Genomic DNA, 21328 nt, shown 5'->3' on the forward strand with positions numbered 1-21328 from the left:
AGCCCTGTTACCGCCGGGTACAACCGGCCGGTAGGTAAAGGGATTCCCAAGCCCGTATGAACATCACCCGCCCCACGGCACCCGTCAGTTCACACCAGTTCGGGCTGCGGCTCACGTCGCGGCTGCGGCAGGTGCACCGACGCGGCCTGCCGTTCCCACAGCCTGACGGTCCGTACGTAGCCGTATACGACGGACGACATCGCCAGAACGAGCAGCGGCCCGAACACCCACGGAAGCGCGGCCATCTCCGTCGACAGGTAGCGGTACGACGCCAGGAGAGCGGCGAAGACCGCGGCGCCGTAGCCGACCAGCCGGATTCCCCGCCGGTCCCAGCCGTGGGCCTGCGCACGCAGTGCCGCATCGATCGCGAGCGTGAACACCACGCCGGCGACGATGTCCGCGCCGTAGTGGTAGCCGAAGCCGAGCGTCGCGCCGAGCGTGGCGATCAGCCAAAACGTTCCTGCGAAGCGCAGGGCCCTCGGGCCCCTGCGGGAGTGGATGAAGATCGCGGTGGCCCAGGCCGTGTGCAGACTGGGCATGCAGTTGCGCGGGGTGGTCCCGTCGAAGAGCATCGGCTGCGGGGTGCCGACCGGCGGCGGCGTGTTCGGCCACAGGTCGGCCATCGCGAACTGACCGCCGTCGGCGCCGTAGGCGAAGATGGGTCCGACCACCGGGTAGATCATGTAGATGCCCGGCCCGAGCAGGCCGATGGCCAGGAAGGTGCGCACCAGATGATGGCGCGGGAAGCGGCGCTCGATCGCGACGTTGCGCAGCTGGTACAGGGTGACGACGACCGCGGCCACCGCGAGCTGGACGTAGACCCAGTCGAGGACGTGGGCGCCGACCGCGCCGGTGGCCTCGACGATCCGGCCGGCCACCCATGACGGGTTGCCCAGGGCATGATCGGCGGTCGCCACGTACTGGTCGAGCACCATCGGGCGGGTCTTCGACGTGATCAGCAGCCAGGTGTAGCCGGTCTTACGGCCGGCCACCAGGAGCAGGGCCAGTCCGACGCCCTTCAGCAGCAGGACCCGCTCCCGGCCGGTGCGGCGCGTGACGGCGATGACGGCGCAGCCCAGCGTCACCCACAGTGCGCCGTTGCCGTACATCATCTCGGCGCCGACCGCCCACCGCACGAGCCAGAAGACCAGGTCGATGCCGATCGCGGCGCCGAACGCGACGAACCGCTGCCGCCAGGTGAGCACCACCGTCATCAAGGCCATGCTGGCGTACAGCACCGTCCCCGACTGGGGGGCGAAGATCACCTCCCGCGCCTGGATGGTGACGGGGCCCGGCACGCCGTAGTGACGCGCGGCGATCTCCAGTCCGACAAGGAATCCGAGGGCCACGGCACTGACCGCAGCCCACAGCACGACCCGTGGCCGACGCCACGTGGCGGACGCGGTTCCCCCGTCCAGTCGCGAAAGCTCTCGCTGTACCGCAGGTATCAATTTTTCAGCCGATGTTCATATTTCAACGTGGTCAGTTGTTGGTTCGAACATGCTAGCTGTCCCACACTTCGGCATCTCCCCCACCCAAATCGAACACATGACCCAATTCGGCTAGGGCGAGCCCGCACCAAGGACTGATCACCCACTCCTCACCCCCGTGCGCCACCTGTGACGGAAGCGCCCGATCCGCTACCCAATTTCATAGCAACTCACCTATTGTGCAGGTGAGTTGCACCGTTTCTGACCTATGTTCTGAGGACACACCGGTTCGCCTCAGGAGGTCAGATTGTGGTTCCGGCGCTCCTTCACCCGTCACCACCTGTTACTCCGCTCGTACCTGCTCATAGCCTTCGGCCTGGGCTCCCTGCTGATCGGCCTCACCCCATGGCTCGGGGTGGCGCGCCCGGCGGCAGCCGCGCGGGCGGCAGCGCCGGGGCCCCTTCCCGCGCCCTCCGACCAGCAGATGGTCAACCAGTCGCCACACCACGGCATCGCACCGGCGAACGCGATGGAGCCCGCAGCTCCGGTTCTTGACCGGACCGGATGGACCGCGGCGGCCGGCGACGAGGAGACCGTCGGCGAGAACGGCCGCGCGGCCAACGTGCTGGACGGCAACCCGAGCACCATCTGGCACAGCAAGTGGACCGGCACCCCCGCCCCACTGCCGCACAGCATCACGATCGACATGAAGCGCACGACCGTCGTCTCCGCGCTCGTCTACCAGCCCCGTTCCGACGGGCCCAACGGGCGCATCGGCGAGTACGCCATCAGCGTGAGCCCCGACGGCACCGCCTTCGGAGCGCCCGTAGCCACCGGAACGCTCGCCGACGACGCCGGCGCCAAGACACTCGGGTTCGCCCCGCAGGGTGCCCGATTCGTCCGGCTGACGGCGCTCACCGAGGCCGGCGGCCGCGGGCCGTGGGCTTCTGCCGCCGAGATCAACCTGCTGGGCGACCCCGGCACGCCGGCCGCCACCGTCGACCTTCCCCGCACGGGATGGACCGCGACGGCAGGAGATGAGGAGACCGTCGGCGAGAACGGCCGCGCGACGAACGTGCTGGACGGCAACCCGAGCACCATCTGGCACAGCAAGTGGACCGGCACCCCCGCCCCACTGCCGCACAGCATCACGATCGACATGAAGCGCACGACCGCGGTCTCCGCGCTCGTCTACCAGCCCCGCCCCGACGGAGCCAACGGGCGCATCGGCCGGTACTCCGTCAGCGTCAGTACGGACGGCACGACGTTCGGGGCGTCGGTGGCCTCGGGCGCCTGGCGGGACGACGACACGGTCAAGACCGCCACGTTCACCCAGGCGCAGCACGCCCGCTACGTCCGGCTGACCGCGCTCGGCGAAGCCGGCGGCCGCGGTCCCTGGAGCTCGGCGGCCGAGATCCGCCTGAGCGGACCGGCCGACCCGGCCGTCCACGGTTCCTGGGACCGGATCACCGGATTCCCGCTCGTGCCGGTGGCGACCGCCGTCCTGCCGGGCGACAAGCTGCTGGCCTGGTCCGCGTACGCCGTCGACCGCTTCGGCGGCAGCAACGGCTACACCCAGACCGCAGTCCTGGACCTGAAGACCGGAAAGGTGACACAACGCCGCATCGACGGCACCGGCCACGACATGTTCTGTCCCGGCACAGCCATGCTGGCCGACGGCCGCGTGCTGGTCACCGGGGGCAGCAACGCGGAGAAGGCCAGCATCTACGACCCGGCGACGGACCAGTGGTCGGCCACCACCGACATGAACATCGCCCGCGGCTACCAGGCGATGACGCTGCTCTCCACCGGTGAGGCCTTCGTCCTCGGCGGATCCTGGAGCGGCGGCGCCCGCGACAGGGGCGGCGAGGTCTGGAATCCGGCCGGCCGCACCTGGCGGACGCTCACGGGCGTGCCCGCCACCCCGGCGCTGACGGCCGACCCTGCCGGGGCCTACCGCGCCGACAACCACATGTGGCTGCACGCCACTTCGGGCGGCAAGGTACTCCAGCTGGGCCCGAGCAAGCAGATGAACTGGATATCGACGGCCGGTACCGGCAGCATCACGGCCGCCGGCACCCGGGCCGACAGCCAGGACGCCATGACCGGTAACGCCGTCGCCTACGACATCGGCAAGCTGCTCACCCTGGGCGGCTCCCCCGCCTACGAGAAGACCCCGGCCACGCGGCGCGCGTACACGGTGGGCATCTCGGGCGACCAGGTCCAGGTCGCCCGCACGGGCGACATGGGCTACGCCCGCGCCTTCAGCAACAGCGTGGTCCTGCCGGACGGCAAGGTGGCCGTGTTCGGCGGGCAGGCGTACCCGGTGCCGTTCAGCGACGCGACGTCCGTGCTCACCCCCGAACTGTGGGATCCGGCGACCGGGCGCTTCACCCCCCTGGCCACCATGGCGATCCCGAGGAACTACCACAGCGTGGCCAACCTGCTGCCGGACGGCCGGGTCTTCTCCGGCGGCGGCGGCCTGTGCGGCGACTGCGCGACCAACCACGCCGACGGGGCCGTCTTCACCCCGCCGTACCTGCTGGGCCCGGACGGAACGCCGAAGCCCCGTCCGGTCGTCAGCGGAGGCGTGCCCCCCAGGGCCGCGCCCGGCGCGCAGCTCTCGGTGACCACCGAGGGCCCGGTGGCGTCCTTCGTCCTCATGCGGGCCGCGGCCGCGACCCACTCCACCGACAACGACCAGAGGCGGGTCCCACTCGTCTCCGCCGCCACGGCCACCGGCACCTACACGGTGTCCATACCCTCCGACACCGGCGTGGTCCTGCCGGGGAACTACATGCTCTTCGCCCTTGACGCCGAGGGGGTGCCGAGCATGGCCAGGTTCCTGACCATCTCCTGACCCCGCGCGCGTACGGTGTCCGCGTCCGTGTCCGTGTCCGCGTCCGGATCGGCCGGACACGGACACCGCGGGGCGGATGGCCGAAGGATTTCCGGGCGGCACTCCTCAGGAGGCCACGAACGGCTCTACGTGCCGGAGGCCGCCACCCCGCTCGCGTCGACGGTGAAGGCGTCAACGGGCCGCCGCGCGCGTCAGCGCACGCTGCGGGCCGTCAGCCGGTACCGATCGCCACTCCGGCGTACGCCACCGCCGTCAGGGCAAGGACGACGGCGGGCAGGGCACGCACGGGCGGGTCGCCGTGGCGCAGGTGGGCCACGGCGGCCGCGGTCATCAGCAGCGCCAGCCCGGTCGCGGCGGTCACCCCCAGTGGGGCGGAAGCCAGTCCGAGTACCAGTCCGAGGGCTCCGGCCACTTCCAAGGTGCCGACGACGCGGTAGAGGCCCGGCGACATGCCGAGGTGTGCTGCCGCCTGGCGCATGAACGGCACTGCGGCGATCTTGGCCGCTCCCAGTGGCAGAAAGACCAGGGTCAGGATGACGGCGAGGGTGATCTGCGCGGCTGTCATGCCGACCGGCCCCGGCGTTCGGCACCCAGGCGGGCAAAGTGATCGATGAGGTCGGGGGCGTCCACGGCTGCCGGATTGACGACCTGCTCGACCGGGGCGCCCTGAAGGAGGCGTTTGACGGGGACTTCGAGTTTCTTGCCGGTGCGGGTGTGCGGGACGCCGGGGACTTCGAGGATCTCGTCGGGGACGTGGCGGGGTGAGGCGCCGGTCCGGATCGCCTCCTTGATCTTCTCGCGGAGCGGGTCGTCCAGGGTCGCGTCGGCGGCGACGACCACGAACAGCGGCATCCAGTAGCCGCCGTCGGGTTCTTCCGCGCCGATGACGAGGGCCTCGGTGATCTCGGGGAGGCGTTCGACGACGTCGTGGATGTCGGCGCTGCCCAGGCGTACGCCGTTGCGGTTGAGCGTGCTGTCGGAGCGGCCGTGGACGATCACCGAGCCGCGGGAGGTGAGGGTGATCCAGTCGCCGTGGCGCCACACGCCGGGGTAGGAGGAGAAGTAGGCGTCGCGGTAGCGGGTGCCGTCGGGGTCGTTCCAGAAGTACAGCGGCATGGACGGCATCGGGCGACTGACGACCAGCTCCCCGACCTGGTCCACGACCGGGACGCCCTCGGCGTCGTACGCGGCCAGGGCCACGCCCAGGTGGGGTGCTGAGAGCTCTCCTGCCCACACAGGTGTGTTGGGGGCGCTGCCAGCGAAGCCGGAGACGACGTCCGTGCCGCCGCTGATGGAGGCGAGCAGGACGTGGTCGCCGACGTGGTGGCGGACCCAGGGGTAGGCGGAAGCCGGCAGTGCGGAGCCGGTGCAGCCGACTACGCGGATCGACGACAGGTCGTGCGCCGAGGGGTCGATGCCGTACTTGGCCATGCCCAGCAGGTACTGGGGGCTGGTGCCGAAGACGGTCACCCGGTGGCGCGCGGCCAGCTCCCACAGGACGTCGAGCCTGGCGAAGGGCGCCGGACTGCCGTCGTAGGTGCACGTGGTGGCGCCGGTGAGCAGCGTGGAGGCGACCAGGTTCCACATCATCCAGTGGGTGGTGGTGTACCACAGGAGGCGGTCACCGGGGCCGAGGTCGGAGTGCAGTCCGAGGGTCTTGAGATGTTCGAGCAGGACGCCGCCGTGGCCGTGGACGATGCCCTTGGGCAGGCCGGTGGTGCCCGAGGAGAACACGACCCACAGCGGGTGGTCGAACGGCACCGGCGTGCAGATGAGTTCCTCGGTGCGGGTGGCGGCGTCCTCCCACGGCACCACCAGTGACGGGTACGCGTGTGACGGCCACGGCAGGCCCACGTGGTCCACCAGCAGCGCGGCCTTCAGCGTCGGCAGCTCACCGGCGAGTTCGAGGGTGGCCTCGCGGCGGTCGTGGGTCGTGCCGTTGAAGAGGTAGCCGTCGGCGGAGATCAGGACGGTGGGTTCGAGCTGGGCGAAGCGGTCGGCGGCGGCCTTGGGGGCGTAGTCCTGCCCGCAGACCGACCACACGGCGCCCAGGCTCGCGGCGGCGAGGAAAGCGACGATCGCGTGCGGGGTGTTGGGCAGGTAGCCGACGACCCGATCCCCCTTGCCGACGCCCAGGTCGCGCAGGGTGGCGGCGACGGATGCGACCTGGGCGCGCAGCCGGCCGCCGGTCACCTCGTGACTGGAGCCGGTCTCGTCGAGGGCGGTGATCGCCACGGTGTCGTCGGTGAGTTTGCGCAGGGCGTGGTGGGTGTAGTTGAGGGTGGCGCCGGGGAACCAGCGGGCGCCCGGCATCCGCTCCTCGGCCAGCACCTGCTCGTACGGGGAGTCCGCGTCGATGTCGAAGTACTCCCAGACCGCGGCCCAGAAGCCTTCCAGGTCGGTGACCGACCAGCGGTGCAGGGCGGCGTAGTCGGTCCCGTCGAGCCCGGCGTGGCGGGCGAAGTCCATGATGCGGCTGTCGGCGACGACCTGCGGATCGGGCGTCGTGAAGGGTTCCGGGTACGGCCTGGTCATCGTGTGGCGCTCCTCGGCAGGCTCTGCTCGACGGTCCGTGGGGAAGGGTGGGGGCTGCGCGTGGTGTGCAGGAGAGACGCCCAGCCGGCGGTGTCCGTGAAGTCGTGCCTCCCGGCCGGGACGACGTCCATGACGACGCGGTCGGGGCGCAGCAGGGCGGCGTCCGCCCGGCCGGCGCGCAGCCAGGCGGCGAGGGTGCCGTCGTCACGGAGGTCGGTCACGGGGATCGTCGGGACGCCGAGCCCGTGGGCGAGGGCGCGCAGCGAGGGCCAGGGTTCGGCGGCGGTCAGGACGGTGAAGCTGTCGCCGAGCAGTTCGTCGAGGCGGCTGCGCCGGCCGTCGGGTCCCACCACCCATGGTTGCGGGCAGTGGGTGCCTACGAGGCTCCTGCGCATACGCCGCCGGACGAGGGGCCCGGCGGTCAGGGGTGGGCTGAGGTCGCGGCCCGCCGCCGCGGTGAGGCCGGGTATGCGGCAGGCGGCGGCCAGGATCCTGCGGCGTAGTGCGGCGGCGCCGTCCTGGCCGCCGGTCATGGCCCAGCCCATGGCGACCGCCAGCCGGATCACATGCCGTACGTGCGGCTTGCGCTCGCTCTCGTAGGTGTCCAGCAGCCGCTCGTCGCCGCCCTGGCCCAGGACGCGGGCCAGCTTCCAGGTGAGGTTGTGGGCGTCACGCAGGCCCGAGCACAGCCCCTGCCCGATGAACGGCGGGGTGAGGTGGGCGGCGTCGCCGAGGAGGAAGATCCGTCCGCTGCGCCACCGGTCGGCCACCCGCGCCCGGAAGGTGTACTGCGTCTCCCGTACGACGTCGAAGTCCCCGTCGTACGAGGGCGACAGCCACGGGGCGATCAGTTCGCGGACCGGTTGCTGCCCGTCTTGCAGCCGGAACTCCCAGCGGTAGCGGTCCTCACCGACGCGCATGAACGTCGCCGGCCGGTGAGGGTCGCAGACCTGGTCGACGCCTTCCCAGCAGCGGACGTCGGCCTTCGTGCGGACGTCGATGACGGTCCAGCGTTCCTCGAAGCGCAGGTCCTCCCATGCGGCGCCGATCGCGTCGCGGGTGAGGCTGCCCGCGCCGTCGCAGCCGAGGACCGCCTCGGCCCACAGATGGTGCTCACCGTCGTCGTCGCGGTAGGTCACGCGCACGGGGCCGGCCGGGGCCGGGCCGACGCCGGTGACCTCGACACCGCCCCGCAGTTCGCACTCCGGGCGGCGGGCGAGGGCGTCGCGCAGCAGTCGTTCCAGCTCGGGCTGGTCGAACATGCTGGTCTGCGGGTAGCCGTGGTGGCCGTGCTCGGAGCGCCGGAACTCGGCCATGACCCGGTGGCGGGCGTCCAGCAGCCGAAGTCCGTTGGCGGGGCGGGCGATCGCGGCGAACTCCTCGCCCACGCCTGCGGCCTGGAGGATGCGGCGTACCTCGTCGTCGGTGGCGACGGCGCGCGGGAGCGGGTAGACGTCCTGGTGGCGTTCCAGGATGACGGTGCGGATACCGCGCCGGGCGAGGAGGAGGGCGGCGGTCACGCCCACCGGCCCGGCGCCGATGATCACGACGGGTGCGGGGGCTGTCTGTGCGGGGGCTGTCTGTGCGGGAGCGGGTGCGGTGTCCCGGGGTCCGGCCTGGTCGGCGGTCATGTGCGGCTCACCTCGGGTGTTTCCCCCAGGCTCTGCGAGCAGGGGGTACCCCCAGCGTCCGTGACGGGCGTGCGCTGCTCGCCGAGGTCGATCCGCCCGTCCGCGGTCGAGATCGTCGCCGTGATCACGTCACCCGTGTGCAGGTAGTGCGGGTTACGGGCCTGGCTCTTGAAGAACGCCTTCCACTTCACGGCGGGCGGCAGCAGCGCGCCGATCTTCTCGACCGCCTTGGGCGGGGCCTTGAGGGCCGTGCCGCCGGGGGTCCCGGTGAGCAGCAGGTCGCCGGGGTCGAGGGTCTGGAAGCGGGCCAGCAGGGTCAGCGCCTGTGCCGGGCGGACGATCATGTCGGCGAGGGTGCGGTCCTGACGCAGCTCGCCGTTGACCGACAGCCGCAGCCTCAGATCAAGGAAACGGGCGAAGTCCTCGGGCTCCAGCAGCGCCAGGTAGGGCCCGGTCGGTGTGAAGGTCGGGTACGACTTGCTCTCGTAGAACTGCGTCTTGGTCAGCTGCACCTCACGGGCGCTGACGTCGTTCGTGATCACCAGCCCGGCGACGTACGACGGCAGGTCGCGCTCCTCGACCACGGTGCCGACGGGCAGGGGTGCGCCCATGACGAGCCCGAGCTCGATCTCGTAGTCGAGGAACTTCACGTGCGACGGCCGGACGATCGCCTCACCCGGGCCAGTCACCGACCCGGACGCCTTGCGGAAGAAGGCGGGCGGAATGTCGCCGGTGAAGCCCGAGTCGCGGGCGTGGCTGCGGTAGTTGACCATCTGTGCGACCACCCGGCAGGGAGTGGTCACCGGCGAGAGGGCGACCAGATCGGCGACGGGCGTGCCCGCCTCCCCGGAGAGGGCGGCCTCGCGCACGGCCGCCCGGTCGGCGATCAACTCGGCGGTGGTGGCTGCCTTGGTGTCGACGGGGACGGCCCGGTCGATCGGGGTCTCCCCTGCTCGAGCGGAGTCGAGAGCTTGGGGAAGGAGGACCCACCATCCCTCGGCGGTGCGCAGGACGTTGGTGCTCATATCAGTACCTTCGTGAGGGGGTCGGGTTTCAGGACTTGGCGGCTTTGAGCAGGCCCAGCAGGCGTGCCGGGTCCATCTCGTTGTCGCCTCGCAGGGCTTCGATGACGTCACGGACCCGCTGCGGGGAGGGGCTCGCGCCGAGGAAGTCACGGGTGGCAGGAGGTCCCCACTGGGCGAGGCCGGTGGTCGACATGGGTGCCCAGCCGGGCTCCAGGTCGCAGGAGAACAGGTCGCCGTCGGCGAAGTGCTCCAGCATGAAGCGGTCGGGGTCGCGCCAGTAGTCGAAGAGCTGGCTGCCCTGGATGTGCCGGCCGATGCCCCAGCTGCGCCGGTAGCCGCGCTCGGCCAGGTACTCGCCGCCTGCGGCGATCGAGTCGAGGTCGGTCACCTGGTAGGCGGAGTGGACGTAGCCGTTGCCCGGGCCCAGGTGCATGGCCAGCGTGTGGTGGTCAACGGCCCGGCTGCCCTGGTCACAGCGGATGAACGCCATCGTCGGGCCACGGCCGCGCCGGCCGTCCAGGAACAGGAAGTCGGACACGATCATCCCGAGGGTGTCCAGGTACCAGTCCAGGGCGCGCCCGAACACCCTTGTCTCCAGGACCACATGGCCCAGGCGCTGGATGCGGGAGGGTTCACGCGGCGGGCGCTGGGTGACGTTCGTGCGGCGGTGACCGGTGCCGAAGTTGAGCAGAAGCGGCTGCTGCTCGGGCAGCGCCGGCAGTTCCTCCGCGCAGTGCACGACCCGGACCGGGAAGCCGGAGGGGTCGAGCAGGTCGACCGCCTTGCCGCCGCCGGGCACGTCCGCGTCCCGTACGGACGTCCCCGTGGCGCGGGCCAGCCGGTCCAGGTCGGCCCGCTCGGCGGCGCGGAACGCCGGGCCGATGAAACGGGAGGTCCGGCCGCGCCGGATCACCATGCACGGCGAGCCGGCGAAGGTGCCCCGCAACCACAGCTCGCTCTCGCTCCGGGCGGCGATACCGAAACCGAAGTCCCGGGCGAAGACCTCGGCCCGGTCCAGGTCGGGCTTCTCGAACTCCAGCCATGCCAGGTCGGCCACCTTGATCACGGGGTTGCGGGACCGCCCGGGATGTTCGCCGCGCAGGGCTCCCTGCGCGCTGTGGAGGTCCTGATGAGCCGTCCTGACGTCCGGGACGCCGACTGCGTTGACGCGGGTTTCGGACATGGTGTCCTCCAAGCAACATTGCCGTAATGAGGAAATCATCAAGTGTGAGAGTTCCATCGTCAAGGTGTTCGCGGCAGGAGATGATGAATTCATCAGGACTGCGATCGTCATCGTCTCCACGGTTAGACTCTGCGTATGCCTACGTCAGCCCCGCCCAGCAACCGATTCGAGCGGCGTCGCGCCGAGACCCGCGGAGCTCTCGTCCGCGCGGCCCGCCAGATACTCGCCGAGGCCGGGGACACCAGCGTCAGCATCCAGGTGATCGCCGAGCGCGCAGACGTCGGCTTCGGCTCGTTCTACAACCACTTCGACTCCAAGACGGAGCTGTTCGAGGCCGCGGTGCAGGACGCGCTGGAGGAGTTCGGCCAGACCTTCGACGAGCACCTGGCCGGCATCGACGACCCCGCGGAGCTCGTCGCGACGAGCTTCCGGCTCAGCGCCCGCATGGCCGAGTCGCACCCGGAGCTGATGCAGGTTCTGCGCCGTCGCGGCCTGGGCCACATCCACTCGGACAACGGCCTGGCCCGACGGGCCCGCCGGGACGTCGAGGTCGGCATGGCCTCCGGCCGCTTCACCGCCGTCGACCCGACAGTGGCCCTGTCCGCACTGGGTGGAACCCTGCTGTCCCTGGTAGAGCTGAGATTCGCCCGCCCCGACGTGGACGGCGATGACGCCGCGGTGAACCTCGCCGAGATGGTCCTGCGCATGCTGGGCGTACCACCGGACGACGCCCACGAGGTCGCCCGGCGCCCCCTCCCCGACCTCGCCTGACCGACCACCGGCGACCGGCCGTCGCGTTGATCCACCCCGGCTCGTCACCTCGCGACAGGCTCACGCCGAGTGCGGCCGACACGTCCTCGTACGACAGGAACGCGGTCGCGTCGATCCTGCGGGCATGGGCCTCGTCGGCGCTCCCCGAGGCCCTCGGACCGTCGAGGCCGACCGACAGCTTCGTCACCGGCAGGGGCCGCGTCGAGCCGTTCCTCCACCAGGCCCCCCACGAGCGCGGCCCTGCCGCTGAAGCGGCCGTAGACCGTGCGACGCACCGAGTTTCCGCCTGGCCCGCCTCAAGAATGCGGGCCCGCACGAGACGGGTCCGGTTGCGCCCTGAAGCGTCGGTGACGTGCGCGCGGGTCACGTCGGAACCTCCGGGCGATGGGGCATGGACCCCCGTAGTTGCACACCCGTGGGCAATTAACTAACCTACACGTCAGTGGGCAATTAACTGCTCGCCTCGCCGGTCTGCTGCCGTGCCCGCCTTCACACCCCATCCGCGAACCCCGAAGCCTCCGCTTCGCCTCCTGCCAAGGAGTTTTCGATGCCGCTCTTTGCGAACACACCCGCCGAGAAGATGACCGGGCCCTATCCACGGCGCTGGTGGGCCCTGCTGGTGCTCTGCCTGAGCCTGCTGATCGTGGTCATGGCGAACACGTCGCTCGTCGTCGCCGCGCCGGACCTCTCGAAGGATCTAGGGCTGTCCAGCAGTGACCTCCAGTGGGTCATCGACGGCTACACCGTCCCGTATGCCGCGCTGATGCTCGTCCTCGGCGCGATCGGCGACAAATACAGCCGCCGCGGCGCACTCGTCCTGGGCCTGCTGATCTTCGCGGGCGGCTCGGTGATGGGCGGCCTGGTCGACGAGACCAACCTGGTCATCATCTCCCGCGCGATCATGGGCGTCGGTGCCGCCGTCGTCATGCCGGCCACCCTTTCGCTGCTGGTCGCGATCTTCCCCAGGGCGGAGCGCGCCAAGGCCATCACGGCCTGGAGCGCCACCTCCGGTCTCGCCATCGCCGCCGGGCCGGTGGCCGCCGGCTGGCTACTGGAGAACCATGCCTGGGGCTCCACCTTTCTCATGAACGTCCCACTCGCGGTCCTCGGCGTCATCGGAGCACTGCTCCTGGTGCCGCCGTCCAAGGCGAAGGGCATGGGCCGGATCGACTACGTCGGCGGTCTGCTCTCGATCGTCTTCATCGGCAGCCTGGTCTACGCGGCCATCGAGGGCCCGCACTTCGGTTGGGGCGCCGGCCCGATCACCGCGGCCGTCGTCGCCGCTGTCGGCCTGGCGGCCTTCGTGGCCTGGGAGTTGAAGCATCCGAACCCGATGCTGGACGTGCGCAAGTTCAAGGAGCGCCCGTTCAGCGGCTCGATGCTCGCGGTGCTGTTCTTCTTCTTCGGCACGTTCGGTTCGATCTACTACTCCACCCAGTTCCTGCAGTTCGTTCTCGAGTACAACGCCCTGGAGACCGGCATACGCCTTCTGCCGCTGGCCGGAGCCGTCTTCGTCGGCGCCGCGGTCACCGGCAAGCTGGCCCCGAAGCTGGGTGTCAAGCTGGTCGTGGGCGCCGGCATGGTGATCGGCACGGCGGGCGTCTTCCTGCTCACGCAGATCGAGTCGGGCTCAACGTACTCAGACTTCCTGACGCCCCTGCTGATGCTCGGCTTCGCGATCGGCCTGAGCCTGTCCCCGGCCACCGACACCATCATGGGATCCTTCCCCGAGTCCGAGCTGGGCGTCGGCGGTGGCGCCAACGACACGGCGCTGGAACTCGGCTGCGCACTGGGCATCGCCGTGCTCGGCTCGCTCCTCGCCACGTCCTACAAGGACAAGCTGACCGACATGGTCGGCGGTCGCCTCCCAGCCGAGGCGATGGACACCGCCAAGGACTCGGTAGGCGGCGGCCTCGCGGTCGCCGAGCACATCGCCAAGACCCCGGGCGGCGGCCCCCAGCAGGCTCAGACCCTGATCGAGGCGGTGCATGAGTCCTTCGCCCACGCCATCGCGCACACCAGCCTCCTCGGCGCGATCATCATGGGCGCCGGAACCCTGATCGTCATTGCCGTGCTGCCCGGCCGCAAGGCCACCGGGAAGCACCGCCAGGAGGAATCGGCGGCGCCGGAAGCAGCGGTCGAGAGCGAACCCGTGGGCGCCGTCTGAGACCCCACAGGTTCGGCGCGACCCATGACCGCCGACCGGAGACCGGAAGCCAGATCCGGCCTCCTCCACCCCAGAACGGGCCGCGCCTGAGCAGCGCACGGCCCCCCGGTGCCGCCGCCGCGGCCTCGCTTCCCACCGCCGGGGTGCGCGACGTCACCACAACGTCGGAGGCGGGGCACACGTGCCAAGACCCCGATGCCTTCGCACCGGGGTCTGTTCCACCTCCGCACCAACAGCCGTGCTGCGACTCAGCTGTCGGCGACGGCTTCCGCCGCGATCGCGGCGGCCACGTCATCGACCACGAGGCGCGCCTGCTTCTCCGGCACACCGGCCGCGATGAGCGTGGCCACGGCCGTACGCGTCCCGTCGTCCTCCAGCGCGCCGGTGTTGACCTCTTCCAGCAGGGCGACCGTCATCCCCTCCAGGCCGGCACCCATGACCGCGGGCGGCAGGTGGGAGTGGAAGACGCCGTCCCGCTGCCCCCGTTCCAGAATGGCGGTGACCTTGACGCGGGCGGGCTCGAGGATCTCGGCGACCCGTTCCAGGCCCAGGTCCCGCTGGGCCAGCGCCAGGAGCATCCGGTACCGGTCGCCCACCGGCCACATCGACAACGAGAAGCGCGCGAGCGCCCGCTCGGCCGGGTCCGCCGCCTTCACCCCGGCCGCCGCCGCGGCCTGGAGAGCCTCGGCGGCCTCCTCGGCCAGCGCCTCCAGGAGCGCCGCCCGGCCGGGGAAGTGCCCGAAAAGAGTGCGCCTGACGACACCGGAGGCGCGCGCCAGCTCCTCCAGAGTGGTGTCGGGGTTCCGCCCGAGCTCCTGGCGCGCGGTGGCCAGGATGCGCGCCCGGTTGGACCGTGCATTGCGTCGCTGCGGCACACGACCAACGGGCTGGGACACGGAAGAACCTCGATGATGAAACCGGACGAAGAACGGGCACATCCATTCTGACACGTGAGTCCCGCCACGATCCGTGGCCGCATCCCCGGATCGGCCTTGCCTGACCAGGCCGGAAGCTCCTTGATGCTCGCCGGCTCCTGGGGGTCGACCCCGTTGAGCCGGTGGCGGAAGTCGCTGGAGCCGGGATGGGCGGCGCGGGCGGCCAGCCCGGTGAGCTGGAGCTGCTGGTCGCGTAGGTGCCGTTGCGGCCGAGGACGTCCGGAGCCGGCACGGGCAGCGGGACGCCTGTCTCGCTCGGGTATCCGAGCACGAACTCGCCCGCCTTGTTCGGGCGCCCGTCGCCGGGCAGCGGTTCGGCGCCGCTGCCCTCGACCACCGGCTGACTGAAGCCGTCCCGGTAGCCGAACACGTTGAATCCGTCGGCCGTGAAGTCCTGGTGGGACAGCAGCCGCACACCGGAAACCTCACCCAACTCTTTCTCGTAGGCGGCGACTTCGGCACGCCAGTCGTCCTCGCTCGCGGCGTACACCGTGACGGCGACGTGCACGCGCGACGTACCGAAGGGGAACTCCCAGTTCTTGGGCGCGTTCACGCCGGTGTCGCGCAGCCGCTCGGCGCGGGCGGCCATTCCGGCCCGGAAGTTGGCGGGGAAGGAGGCCAGTGATGTCTCCGCGTGGGTACCGAAGCAGGGCTCAGGCCGGGCCCGCAGCAGTGTCGCCTGGATGTCGTCGAGATCCAGGGTCGGGGGCCGGCGCAGCCGCCGGAACACTCACATACGTCGCAAATCATCCACTTCGCTAGATGAGGCCTGGGATCAACCAGGACCAAGATCCGGACCATTCCCGGACCAGTCCTCACCAGAGAGCCCCCGCCTGCCGCGATTTCCGCAGGTCAGCATGGGTGCAGCTGCTGTACCACCAGTGGACGAAGATTCTGCCGCCACGCTCCCGGACAGGCCCCTTGGCGCGAAGACAAGGGGAAAGCGCAGGTCACAGGGGGCGCATGGGTCGTGGTGGTCGCAGGTGGTCGCACGAGACTGGATGTGTCGACCTTTCCTCCGCCTCCCGGAGGCGATCCCCATGCGTAGCACTGGAGACTACGGCCGCATCTACCGCAGATGTGGCTGCCGCGACACCCACCGTCACCGATTCGGAGCACACTGCCCGCACCTGTTCGCTGACGGTGACCATGGGACGTGGACCTTCGCGGTCGACGTCCCGGCACCGCGCCACCGCCGGACGACCGTGCGCAGGGGCGGCTTCGTCGACCACGACGCAGCCGAGACCGCACCCCGCAGATTTCTCGAGGGCGAGGCCGGCGGATTCAACGCCGACCCGAACCAGAGCGTCGACGCCTACCTGACTACCTGGCTGGCCGCCAAGGCGCTCGTGTCGCGTTGCCACTGCACTCGAGCACCGGGCCCGGTCAAGGGCCCGCCGCCACAGCGACCCCAGCGATCCATTCACCGGACTCGTCTTCTGCAGACCCGACGGCCGACCCTGCGACCCCACACCGTCCTCGCCTCCCCCGCCCCGCCCGCGTTCAGCACCATCGCGAACCAGCCCCGAAGCGGGCGTGCGACCACACTGCGACCACCAGCATTCCGGGCACGGAAAAGGCCGTCCTCCCACGTGTGAGAGAACGGCCTCCGACCTGCGTAAACGCTGGTCGGGACGACAGGATTTGAACCTGCGACCCCTTGACCCCCAGTCAAGTGCGCTACCAAGCTGCGCCACGTCCCGATGCCCGTTGACCTGGGGTTTCCCCCGGCCGAGCGCGCATGAGAACAATACCGCACATCGGAGGGTGGTCGCGCGCACCTTTTCCGTCGCCGCCCGGCCGTCCGGCTGTCCGGCCGTCCCGGGGTTGACCTCGACCGTGGTTGAGGTCGGACGATCGATGCATGACGCAGACAACAGCGGACGCGACGTTCCGCTACGAGGATCTGAGCGCGCTGATGGCGCGTATGACCGGGGCCGAGAAGCACGGGCCCGCCGCCACGTCCACGCTCGACGTGCTGTGGGTGCTCTACGACCGGGTGCTGCGGGTGACGCCCGACACCGCCGGCGACCGGGAGCGGGACCGGTTCCTGCTCTCCAAGGGCCACGGCCCCATGGCGTACTACGCGGTGCTCGCGGCGAAGGGGTTCTTCCCCGTCACGTGGCTGGACGGATTCGGCGGGTACGACTCCCCCCTCGGCCACCACCCGGACCGCACCCTGATCCCGGGTGTCGAGATCGGCAGCGGCTCGCTGGGGCACGGGCTGCCGCTCGCCGTCGGCAGTGCGCTGGGACTGCGGGCGCAGGGCCTGACCCGGCCGGCGGTGTGGACGCTGATCGGGGACGCCGAGCTGGACGAGGGCAGCAACCACGAGGCGATCGCGTACGCCGGCCCGGCCGGCCTGGACCGGCTGCACACGGTGGTGATCGACAACGACTCCGCCACCCACGGCTGGCGGGGCGGCATAGCGTCGCGGTTCGAGGCGGCCGGCTGGTCGGCGGTGACCGTGGACGGGCGGGACCACGCGGCGCTGCACGCCGCGTTCACCGCCGCGCACCCCGGGCGGCCGCACGCGGTCGTGGCCCGGGTCGAGAAGAAGGCCTGAGGGGGAGGAAGTCCGTGGACACCATGCGGGAGCGATTCATCACGATCACGTCCGAGCTGCTGGACGAGGACCCTCGGCTGGCGCTCGTGCTCGCCGAGATCAGCATGGACGGGTTCCGGCCCGCCCAGCGCGCCCACCCGGACCGGGTGATCAACGTGGGCATCCGGGAGCAGCTGCTCGTGGGCGTCGGCGGCGGCCTGGCCCTCACCGGGCTGCGACCGGTCATGCACACCTTCGCCAGCTTCCTGGTGGAGCGGCCCTTCGAGCAGGTCAAGCTGGACTTCGGGCACCAGGGCACGGGCGGCGTACTGGTCAGCGCGAGCGCCTCGTACGACTGGCCGGCGGGCGGTTTCACCCACATGGCGCCGGGCGACGTGGCCCTGCTCGACACCCTGGACGGCTGGAAGGTCCACGTCCCCGGGCACCCCGACGAGGCCGAGGCGCTGCTGCGGCACGCCTACGCCGACGGGGACGAGAAGGTCTACGTACGCCTGTCGCAGCTGTCGAACGCGGCGCCGCGCGCGGTCGACGGCGCCCGCTTCCTGACCGTGCGCGAGGGCTCGGCGGGGGTCGTCGTGGCGGTCGGCCCGACGCTCGACGACGTCCTGGCCGCCACCGAGGGCCTGGACGTGACCGTCCTGTACGCGACGACCGTACGGCCCTTCGACGGCGCGGGTCTGCGCGCGGCCGTCGGGTCCGGACCGGCGGACGTGGTCCTGGTCGAGCCGTACCTGGCGGGCACGTCGACGGCCGCAGCGAACGACGCCCTGGCCGACCTCCCGCACCGCGTCCTGAGCCTGGGCGTCGGCCGCGCCGAGCTGCGCCGCTACGGCACGATCGAGGAGCACACGGCGGCCCACGGCCTGGACCCGCGGACGCTGCGCGAGCGGATCAGCCGCTTCCGCGCACCCCGCCCGGGCGCCTGACCCGTACGGCGTGCGCGACCTCCACGACGCAGCCCGGTCCCTGACCCGTACGACGGGCCGGTCCCTGGCCCGTACGGCGTGTACGGCCGGCGTGTACGGCCTCTACGACAGTTCCGGGTGGGCCTCGGCCAGGCGTCTGGGGGCCGCCTGGCGCCAGGAGTCCTGGAGGATCGCGCGCAGCTCGCCGGTGTCCTCCAGGGCGGCGAGGCGGACCCGGAGCCAGGCGTAGTTGTCGTCGTGGCCCTCGCGCAGGAAGAACTTCTCGGGCTCCGCGGCGATCAGCTCGGCCCGGTCCTCCTTGGGGCACTTCACCCCTATGGAGGCGTCGTCGTCACCGAGCGCAGCGAAGATCTTGCCGCTCACCCGGAACGTGGGCATGCCCCAGGAGAGCTTCTCGCTGCTGCCCGGCAACGACAGCGCGATCTCGCGGACCTCGTCAGCGGTCGTGGACATCGGCACGGCTCCTCTCCGCCGGGCGCCGGCTCGCCGGCCGCCGCCCCTCGTCGAGACGGCCGCCCCCGCAGGACGGGCGGCCGTCGGTCCTGTTTCCACCGTCGTCCTCGACCGTAGCGCCCGGCACTGACAGTCAACGGCAGCCGCTGGGGATCCTGCGCTCAGGCTGACCGACCGCCCGCCGGCCGCTGACCGACCGCTGACCGACCGCGGGCCGGCCGCCGGCTCCTCAGCCTGCGCGCAGGCCGTCCTCCCGGGCGTGGAAGTCCGCGACGAGTTCCGCGGCCAGCGCCTTGATCGTGGCGAGCCCCTCCGTCCCCCACCGCCGCGGCACCACGTCCACCGCGCACACCGTGCCCAGCACCACCCCCAGCCGGTCGGTGAGCGGAGCACCCAGGTAGGAGCGCACCCCGCTCTCGTCCACCACCGCGTTCCCGGCGAACCGCGCGATGTCGCGGACGTCCTCCAGCACCAGGGCCCGCCGCCGTACCACCACGTGCGGGCAGTAGCCGTGGTCGCGGGCCAGCGCCCGCGCCGGGTAGTCGCTGGGCTGGGCCTGCGGGGCGTGGTGCAGTCCGGCGAAGAACTGCCGTTCCTCGTCGATGAAGTTGACGCCCGCGTACGGCGCGTCCAGCGTGCGCGCGACGCGCCCGGCGAACGCGTCGAGGCCGGCGTCCACCCGTTCGCCCAGGCCCAGTTCGCGCAGCCGCAGCACCCGGGCGGGCGCCTCGCGGTCCACCGGCGTCAGCAGCAGGTGTCCGGTCGATTCGTAGTAGGTCATGGCGGTTCCCCCGATTCACGGATTCCGGTTCACGGATTCCCGTTCAGTGATTGCTGTGTTCGCTGATTCCTGTGTTCGTTGGTCCCGGTGTTCACTGATGCCGGTGTTCGCTGATTCCTGGCCGTGGTGAGCAGGTGGTGGACGAGGGTGGCCAGGGTCCCCGTCCCCGAGCTCGCCAGGCGCGCGTCGCACCGTACGACGGGCACCTCGGGCGCGAGCCCGACCGCCTCGCGGACCTCCTCGGCCGCGTAGCGGTGGCCGCCGTCGAACTCGTTGACGGCGACGACGAAGCCGATCCCCCGGCGTTCGAAGAAGTCGACGGCCGGGAAGCAGTCCGCGAGCCGCCGTGTGTCGGCCAGCACGACCGCGCCGAGCGCGCCCGCGCACAGCTCCTCCCACAGGAACCAGAAGCGCTCCTGGCCCGGCGTACCGAAGAGGTAGAGGACGTGCTGCGGGTCCAGGGTGATCCGGCCGAAGTCCAGCGCGACGGTCGTCGCCGTCTTCGCCTCGACACCGCCCAGCGGGTCGCGGGACTCGCCCAGGCCGCTCAGCAGTTCCTCCGTGGACAGCGGCTCGATCTCGCTGACCGCCCCGACGAAGGTCGTCTTGCCGGCCCCGAACCCGCCCGCGACCAGGATCTTCAAGGTCGCGGGCGGCACGGTGCCGGCGGAGCGGCGGCCCCCGTCCCCGTTCCCGTCCCAGTTCCCGTCGCCACTGCCGCGTCCGTCGACGCCGTACTCACAGACGTCTACGCAGTCCATCCAGCACCGCCCTCAGCAGAGACAGGTCGTCGGCAGGGTTGTTCAGGTACCGCGGCGCGCGCGCCGTGACGGCGCCGTAGGTCATCAGGTCGGACAGCAGCACCTTGGTGACGACGGCCGGGAGCCGCAGCTGGGCGGCCACCTCGGCGACGGACGGCGCCGCGGTGGCGGCGCACAGCCGGAGCGCGAGCGTGTGCTCGGGGCCGAGCGCCGTGCGCGGGCGTACGCCGGTGGCGCTGACCAGCGACAACAGGTCCAGCGCCACGTCCGGGCGGGTCCGGCCGCCGCTGGCGGTGTACGGGCGCATCACCCGCCCTGCGGAGTCGTCGAGCCACGGGGTGTCGCGCGGGGCCGCGACCGGCGCCGGCGACACGCGCACGGCCCTCATCGCTCCGGTGCGGGGACGGGCCGGCGCGGTGGCGCCGCGAGGTACGGACGCACGCTCTTGACCAGCATCGCCATCTCGTAGCCGAGGACGCCGGCGTCGGCCTCGCGGTCGGCGAGGACGGCGAGGCAGGTGCCGGACCCGGCGGCGCAGACGAAGACGAGCGCGGAGTCGAGCTCGACGACGACCTGCCGCACCTCACCGCCGTCGGCGAACCGGGCACCGGCGCTGCGGCCGAGCGAGTAGAGCCCGGACGCCAATGCCGCCATGTGGTCTGCGCTGTCGGCGTCGAGGCCGTGCATGCAGGTGACGAGGCCGTCGGCGGTCAGGAGCACGGCGCTGCGGGTGTAGGGGACCCGTTGCACGAGCCCGCTGAGCAGCCAGTCGAGGTCGGACAGCCGGCTGGTCGGCGCTTGGGTGGCCATGGGGGGGTGCGCTCCTTGCTGAGGGGTCGTCGTGGTCGTGCCCGTGGACGCGGGCGCGGGGCATGGACGTGGGCATGGACGTGGTCCGGGCGGTACGGGGGCTACGGGGGCGGGGTGCCGGGTATGAGCGGCGTGACGGGGTACGGGCCGTGGTGGTGGCCCCGGGCGCGTCCTGGCCGGGTCACGGGTGCTCGGCCTGCGCACGGCCGAAGCCGCGTTGGAAGGCCGCCATGAGCTGCGGGTCGTGCAGGGGCGGCTCGCCGCAACCGTCGGCGGGGCGGGGGCGGGGGGCGGGGGCGGCACGCAGCTGCGGCGCGAGGGGCGACTGGGCCCGCCGCCCTGGCAGAACGGGACGCTCCCCCCCCCCACCGACCGGGGCCGTGCCGGCTGCACCCGCCCTACCGGCCCCCCCCGCCCCATCAGCCCCATCGGCCGCCTGGAGCCGGCGCACCCCCCCACCCCCCCTACCGGGGGGACCCGCCCCGCCGGCAACT

General features: G+C 71.5%; 17 protein-coding genes and 1 tRNA gene. 5 read left to right on the top strand and 13 right to left on the bottom strand.

Going from position 1 to position 21328, the window contains the following annotated elements; translation table 11 throughout:
- Positions 1-89: 89 nt before the first annotated feature.
- Complete coding sequence (locus GPJ59_RS06155; RefSeq protein ID WP_219665372.1) at positions 90-1373, bottom strand: phosphatase PAP2 family protein; 1284 nt, start codon at positions 1371-1373, stop codon at positions 90-92.
- Positions 1374-1737: 364 nt separating this feature from the next.
- On the opposite strand from GPJ59_RS06155, the gene GPJ59_RS06160 reads away from it, so the two are divergent.
- The gene (locus tag GPJ59_RS06160) at positions 1738-4290 is read left to right on the top strand and encodes a discoidin domain-containing protein (RefSeq protein WP_258023948.1); all 2553 of its coding nucleotides are present in this window, start codon (positions 1738-1740) and stop codon (positions 4288-4290) included.
- A 211-nt stretch (positions 4291-4501) separates the two neighbouring features.
- Here the strand turns inward: GPJ59_RS06160 and GPJ59_RS06165 are convergent, their stop codons facing one another.
- The 5 genes from GPJ59_RS06165 to GPJ59_RS06185 are packed head-to-tail and all read right to left on the bottom strand — an operon-like array spanning position 4502 to position 10664.
- Complete coding sequence (locus GPJ59_RS06165) at positions 4502-4855, bottom strand: DoxX family protein (RefSeq protein WP_219665373.1); 354 nt, start codon at positions 4853-4855, stop codon at positions 4502-4504.
- Positions 4852-6825 (bottom strand): acetoacetate--CoA ligase, encoded by a 1974-nt coding sequence (locus GPJ59_RS06170; protein ID WP_219665374.1) that lies wholly within the window; start codon positions 6823-6825, stop codon positions 4852-4854. Before GPJ59_RS06170 ends, GPJ59_RS06165 begins: the two co-directional genes overlap by 4 nt.
- Positions 6822-8456: a bifunctional 3-(3-hydroxy-phenyl)propionate/3-hydroxycinnamic acid hydroxylase MhpA gene (gene mhpA, locus GPJ59_RS06175; RefSeq protein ID WP_219665376.1), complete on the bottom strand. Its 1635-nt coding sequence runs from the start codon at positions 8454-8456 to the stop codon at positions 6822-6824. Before mhpA ends, GPJ59_RS06170 begins: the two co-directional genes overlap by 4 nt.
- Positions 8453-9481, bottom strand: coding sequence for a fumarylacetoacetate hydrolase family protein (locus tag GPJ59_RS06180; protein WP_219665378.1), 1029 nt, complete (start codon positions 9479-9481; stop codon positions 8453-8455). Before GPJ59_RS06180 ends, mhpA begins: the two co-directional genes overlap by 4 nt.
- 28 nt (positions 9482-9509) lie before the next feature.
- Positions 9510-10664, bottom strand: coding sequence for a VOC family protein (locus GPJ59_RS06185; protein WP_219665379.1), 1155 nt, complete (start codon positions 10662-10664; stop codon positions 9510-9512).
- Between the two features lie 135 nt (positions 10665-10799).
- On the opposite strand from GPJ59_RS06185, the gene GPJ59_RS06190 reads away from it, so the two are divergent.
- On the top strand, positions 10800-11435 hold the full coding sequence (locus tag GPJ59_RS06190) for a TetR/AcrR family transcriptional regulator (RefSeq protein ID WP_219665381.1): 636 nt from the start codon (positions 10800-10802) through the stop codon (positions 11433-11435).
- 547 nt (positions 11436-11982) lie between these two features.
- Positions 11983-13602 carry an MFS transporter gene (locus GPJ59_RS06195; RefSeq protein ID WP_219665382.1) on the top strand — a complete coding sequence of 540 codons (1620 nt, stop codon included), beginning with the start codon at positions 11983-11985 and terminating at the stop codon, positions 13600-13602.
- A gap of 248 nt (positions 13603-13850) precedes the next feature.
- Here GPJ59_RS06195 and GPJ59_RS06200 read toward each other — a convergent pair whose 3' ends face one another.
- Positions 13851-14498 carry a TetR/AcrR family transcriptional regulator gene (locus tag GPJ59_RS06200; RefSeq protein WP_219665383.1) on the bottom strand — a complete coding sequence of 216 codons (648 nt, stop codon included), beginning with the start codon at positions 14496-14498 and terminating at the stop codon, positions 13851-13853.
- A 1665-nt stretch (positions 14499-16163) separates the two neighbouring features.
- A tRNA-Pro gene (locus tag GPJ59_RS06205) sits at positions 16164-16240 on the bottom strand.
- A 161-nt stretch (positions 16241-16401) separates the two neighbouring features.
- Here GPJ59_RS06205 and GPJ59_RS06210 point away from each other — a divergent pair.
- Together GPJ59_RS06210 and GPJ59_RS06215 are read left to right on the top strand one after the other, a co-directional pair.
- A complete protein-coding gene (locus GPJ59_RS06210; RefSeq protein ID WP_219665384.1) occupies positions 16402-17103 on the top strand; it encodes a transketolase in 702 nt (233 codons plus the stop codon).
- A 23-nt stretch (positions 17104-17126) separates the two neighbouring features.
- The gene (locus GPJ59_RS06215) at positions 17127-18029 is read left to right on the top strand and encodes a transketolase family protein (protein WP_258023954.1); all 903 of its coding nucleotides are present in this window, start codon (positions 17127-17129) and stop codon (positions 18027-18029) included.
- A 102-nt stretch (positions 18030-18131) separates the two neighbouring features.
- Here the strand turns inward: GPJ59_RS06215 and GPJ59_RS06220 are convergent, their stop codons facing one another.
- The 5 genes from GPJ59_RS06220 to GPJ59_RS06240 form a co-directional block, all read right to left on the bottom strand.
- Positions 18132-18482, bottom strand: a complete 351-nt coding sequence (locus GPJ59_RS06220) for an MmcQ/YjbR family DNA-binding protein (protein WP_219665388.1) — start codon at positions 18480-18482, stop codon at positions 18132-18134.
- A 229-nt stretch (positions 18483-18711) separates the two neighbouring features.
- Positions 18712-19263 (bottom strand): GAF domain-containing protein, encoded by a 552-nt coding sequence (locus GPJ59_RS06225; protein WP_219665389.1) that lies wholly within the window; start codon positions 19261-19263, stop codon positions 18712-18714.
- Positions 19264-19292: 29 nt separating this feature from the next.
- Entirely contained in the window at positions 19293-20024 is a 732-nt protein-coding gene (locus GPJ59_RS06230; protein ID WP_219665391.1) for a GTP-binding protein, read from the bottom strand.
- Complete coding sequence (locus tag GPJ59_RS06235) at positions 20002-20331, bottom strand: DUF742 domain-containing protein (RefSeq protein ID WP_258023955.1); 330 nt, start codon at positions 20329-20331, stop codon at positions 20002-20004. Before GPJ59_RS06235 ends, GPJ59_RS06230 begins: the two co-directional genes overlap by 23 nt.
- Before the next feature lie 77 nt (positions 20332-20408).
- Positions 20409-20834, bottom strand: a complete 426-nt coding sequence (locus GPJ59_RS06240; protein WP_219665395.1) for a roadblock/LC7 domain-containing protein — start codon at positions 20832-20834, stop codon at positions 20409-20411.
- Between the last annotated feature and the right edge of the window lie 494 nt (positions 20835-21328).

Origin of the sequence: Streptomyces bambusae, assembly GCF_019400985.1 — a bacterium.
Lineage (GTDB): Bacteria > Actinomycetota > Actinomycetes > Streptomycetales > Streptomycetaceae > Streptomyces > Streptomyces bambusae_A.

What these genes read in the sequence shown, in the direction of transcription:
- GPJ59_RS06195 (WP_219665382.1), top strand. Translation starts at nt 11,983, where the DNA reads ATGCCGCTCTTTGCGAACACACCCGCCGAGAAGATGACCGGGCCCTAT.
- GPJ59_RS06185 (WP_219665379.1), bottom strand. Translation starts at nt 10,664, where the DNA reads ATGTCCGAAACCCGCGTCAACGCAGTCGGCGTCCCGGACGTCAGGACG.
- GPJ59_RS06230 (WP_219665391.1), bottom strand. Translation starts at nt 20,024, where the DNA reads ATGGACTGCGTAGACGTCTGTGAGTACGGCGTCGACGGACGCGGCAGT.
- GPJ59_RS06235 (WP_258023955.1), bottom strand. Translation starts at nt 20,331, where the DNA reads ATGCGCCCGTACACCGCCAGCGGCGGCCGGACCCGCCCGGACGTGGCG.
- GPJ59_RS06180 (WP_219665378.1), bottom strand. Translation starts at nt 9,481, where the DNA reads ATGAGCACCAACGTCCTGCGCACCGCCGAGGGATGGTGGGTCCTCCTT.
- GPJ59_RS06225 (WP_219665389.1), bottom strand. Translation starts at nt 19,263, where the DNA reads ATGACCTACTACGAATCGACCGGACACCTGCTGCTGACGCCGGTGGAC.
- GPJ59_RS06165 (WP_219665373.1), bottom strand. Translation starts at nt 4,855, where the DNA reads ATGACAGCCGCGCAGATCACCCTCGCCGTCATCCTGACCCTGGTCTTT.
- GPJ59_RS06170 (WP_219665374.1), bottom strand. Translation starts at nt 6,825, where the DNA reads ATGACCAGGCCGTACCCGGAACCCTTCACGACGCCCGATCCGCAGGTC.
- GPJ59_RS06220 (WP_219665388.1), bottom strand. Translation starts at nt 18,482, where the DNA reads ATGTCCACGACCGCTGACGAGGTCCGCGAGATCGCGCTGTCGTTGCCG.
- GPJ59_RS06190 (WP_219665381.1), top strand. Translation starts at nt 10,800, where the DNA reads ATGCCTACGTCAGCCCCGCCCAGCAACCGATTCGAGCGGCGTCGCGCC.
- GPJ59_RS06215 (WP_258023954.1), top strand. Translation starts at nt 17,127, where the DNA reads ATGCGGGAGCGATTCATCACGATCACGTCCGAGCTGCTGGACGAGGAC.
- GPJ59_RS06240 (WP_219665395.1), bottom strand. Translation starts at nt 20,834, where the DNA reads ATGGCCACCCAAGCGCCGACCAGCCGGCTGTCCGACCTCGACTGGCTG.
- GPJ59_RS06210 (WP_219665384.1), top strand. Translation starts at nt 16,402, where the DNA reads ATGACGCAGACAACAGCGGACGCGACGTTCCGCTACGAGGATCTGAGC.
- mhpA (WP_219665376.1), bottom strand. Translation starts at nt 8,456, where the DNA reads ATGACCGCCGACCAGGCCGGACCCCGGGACACCGCACCCGCTCCCGCA.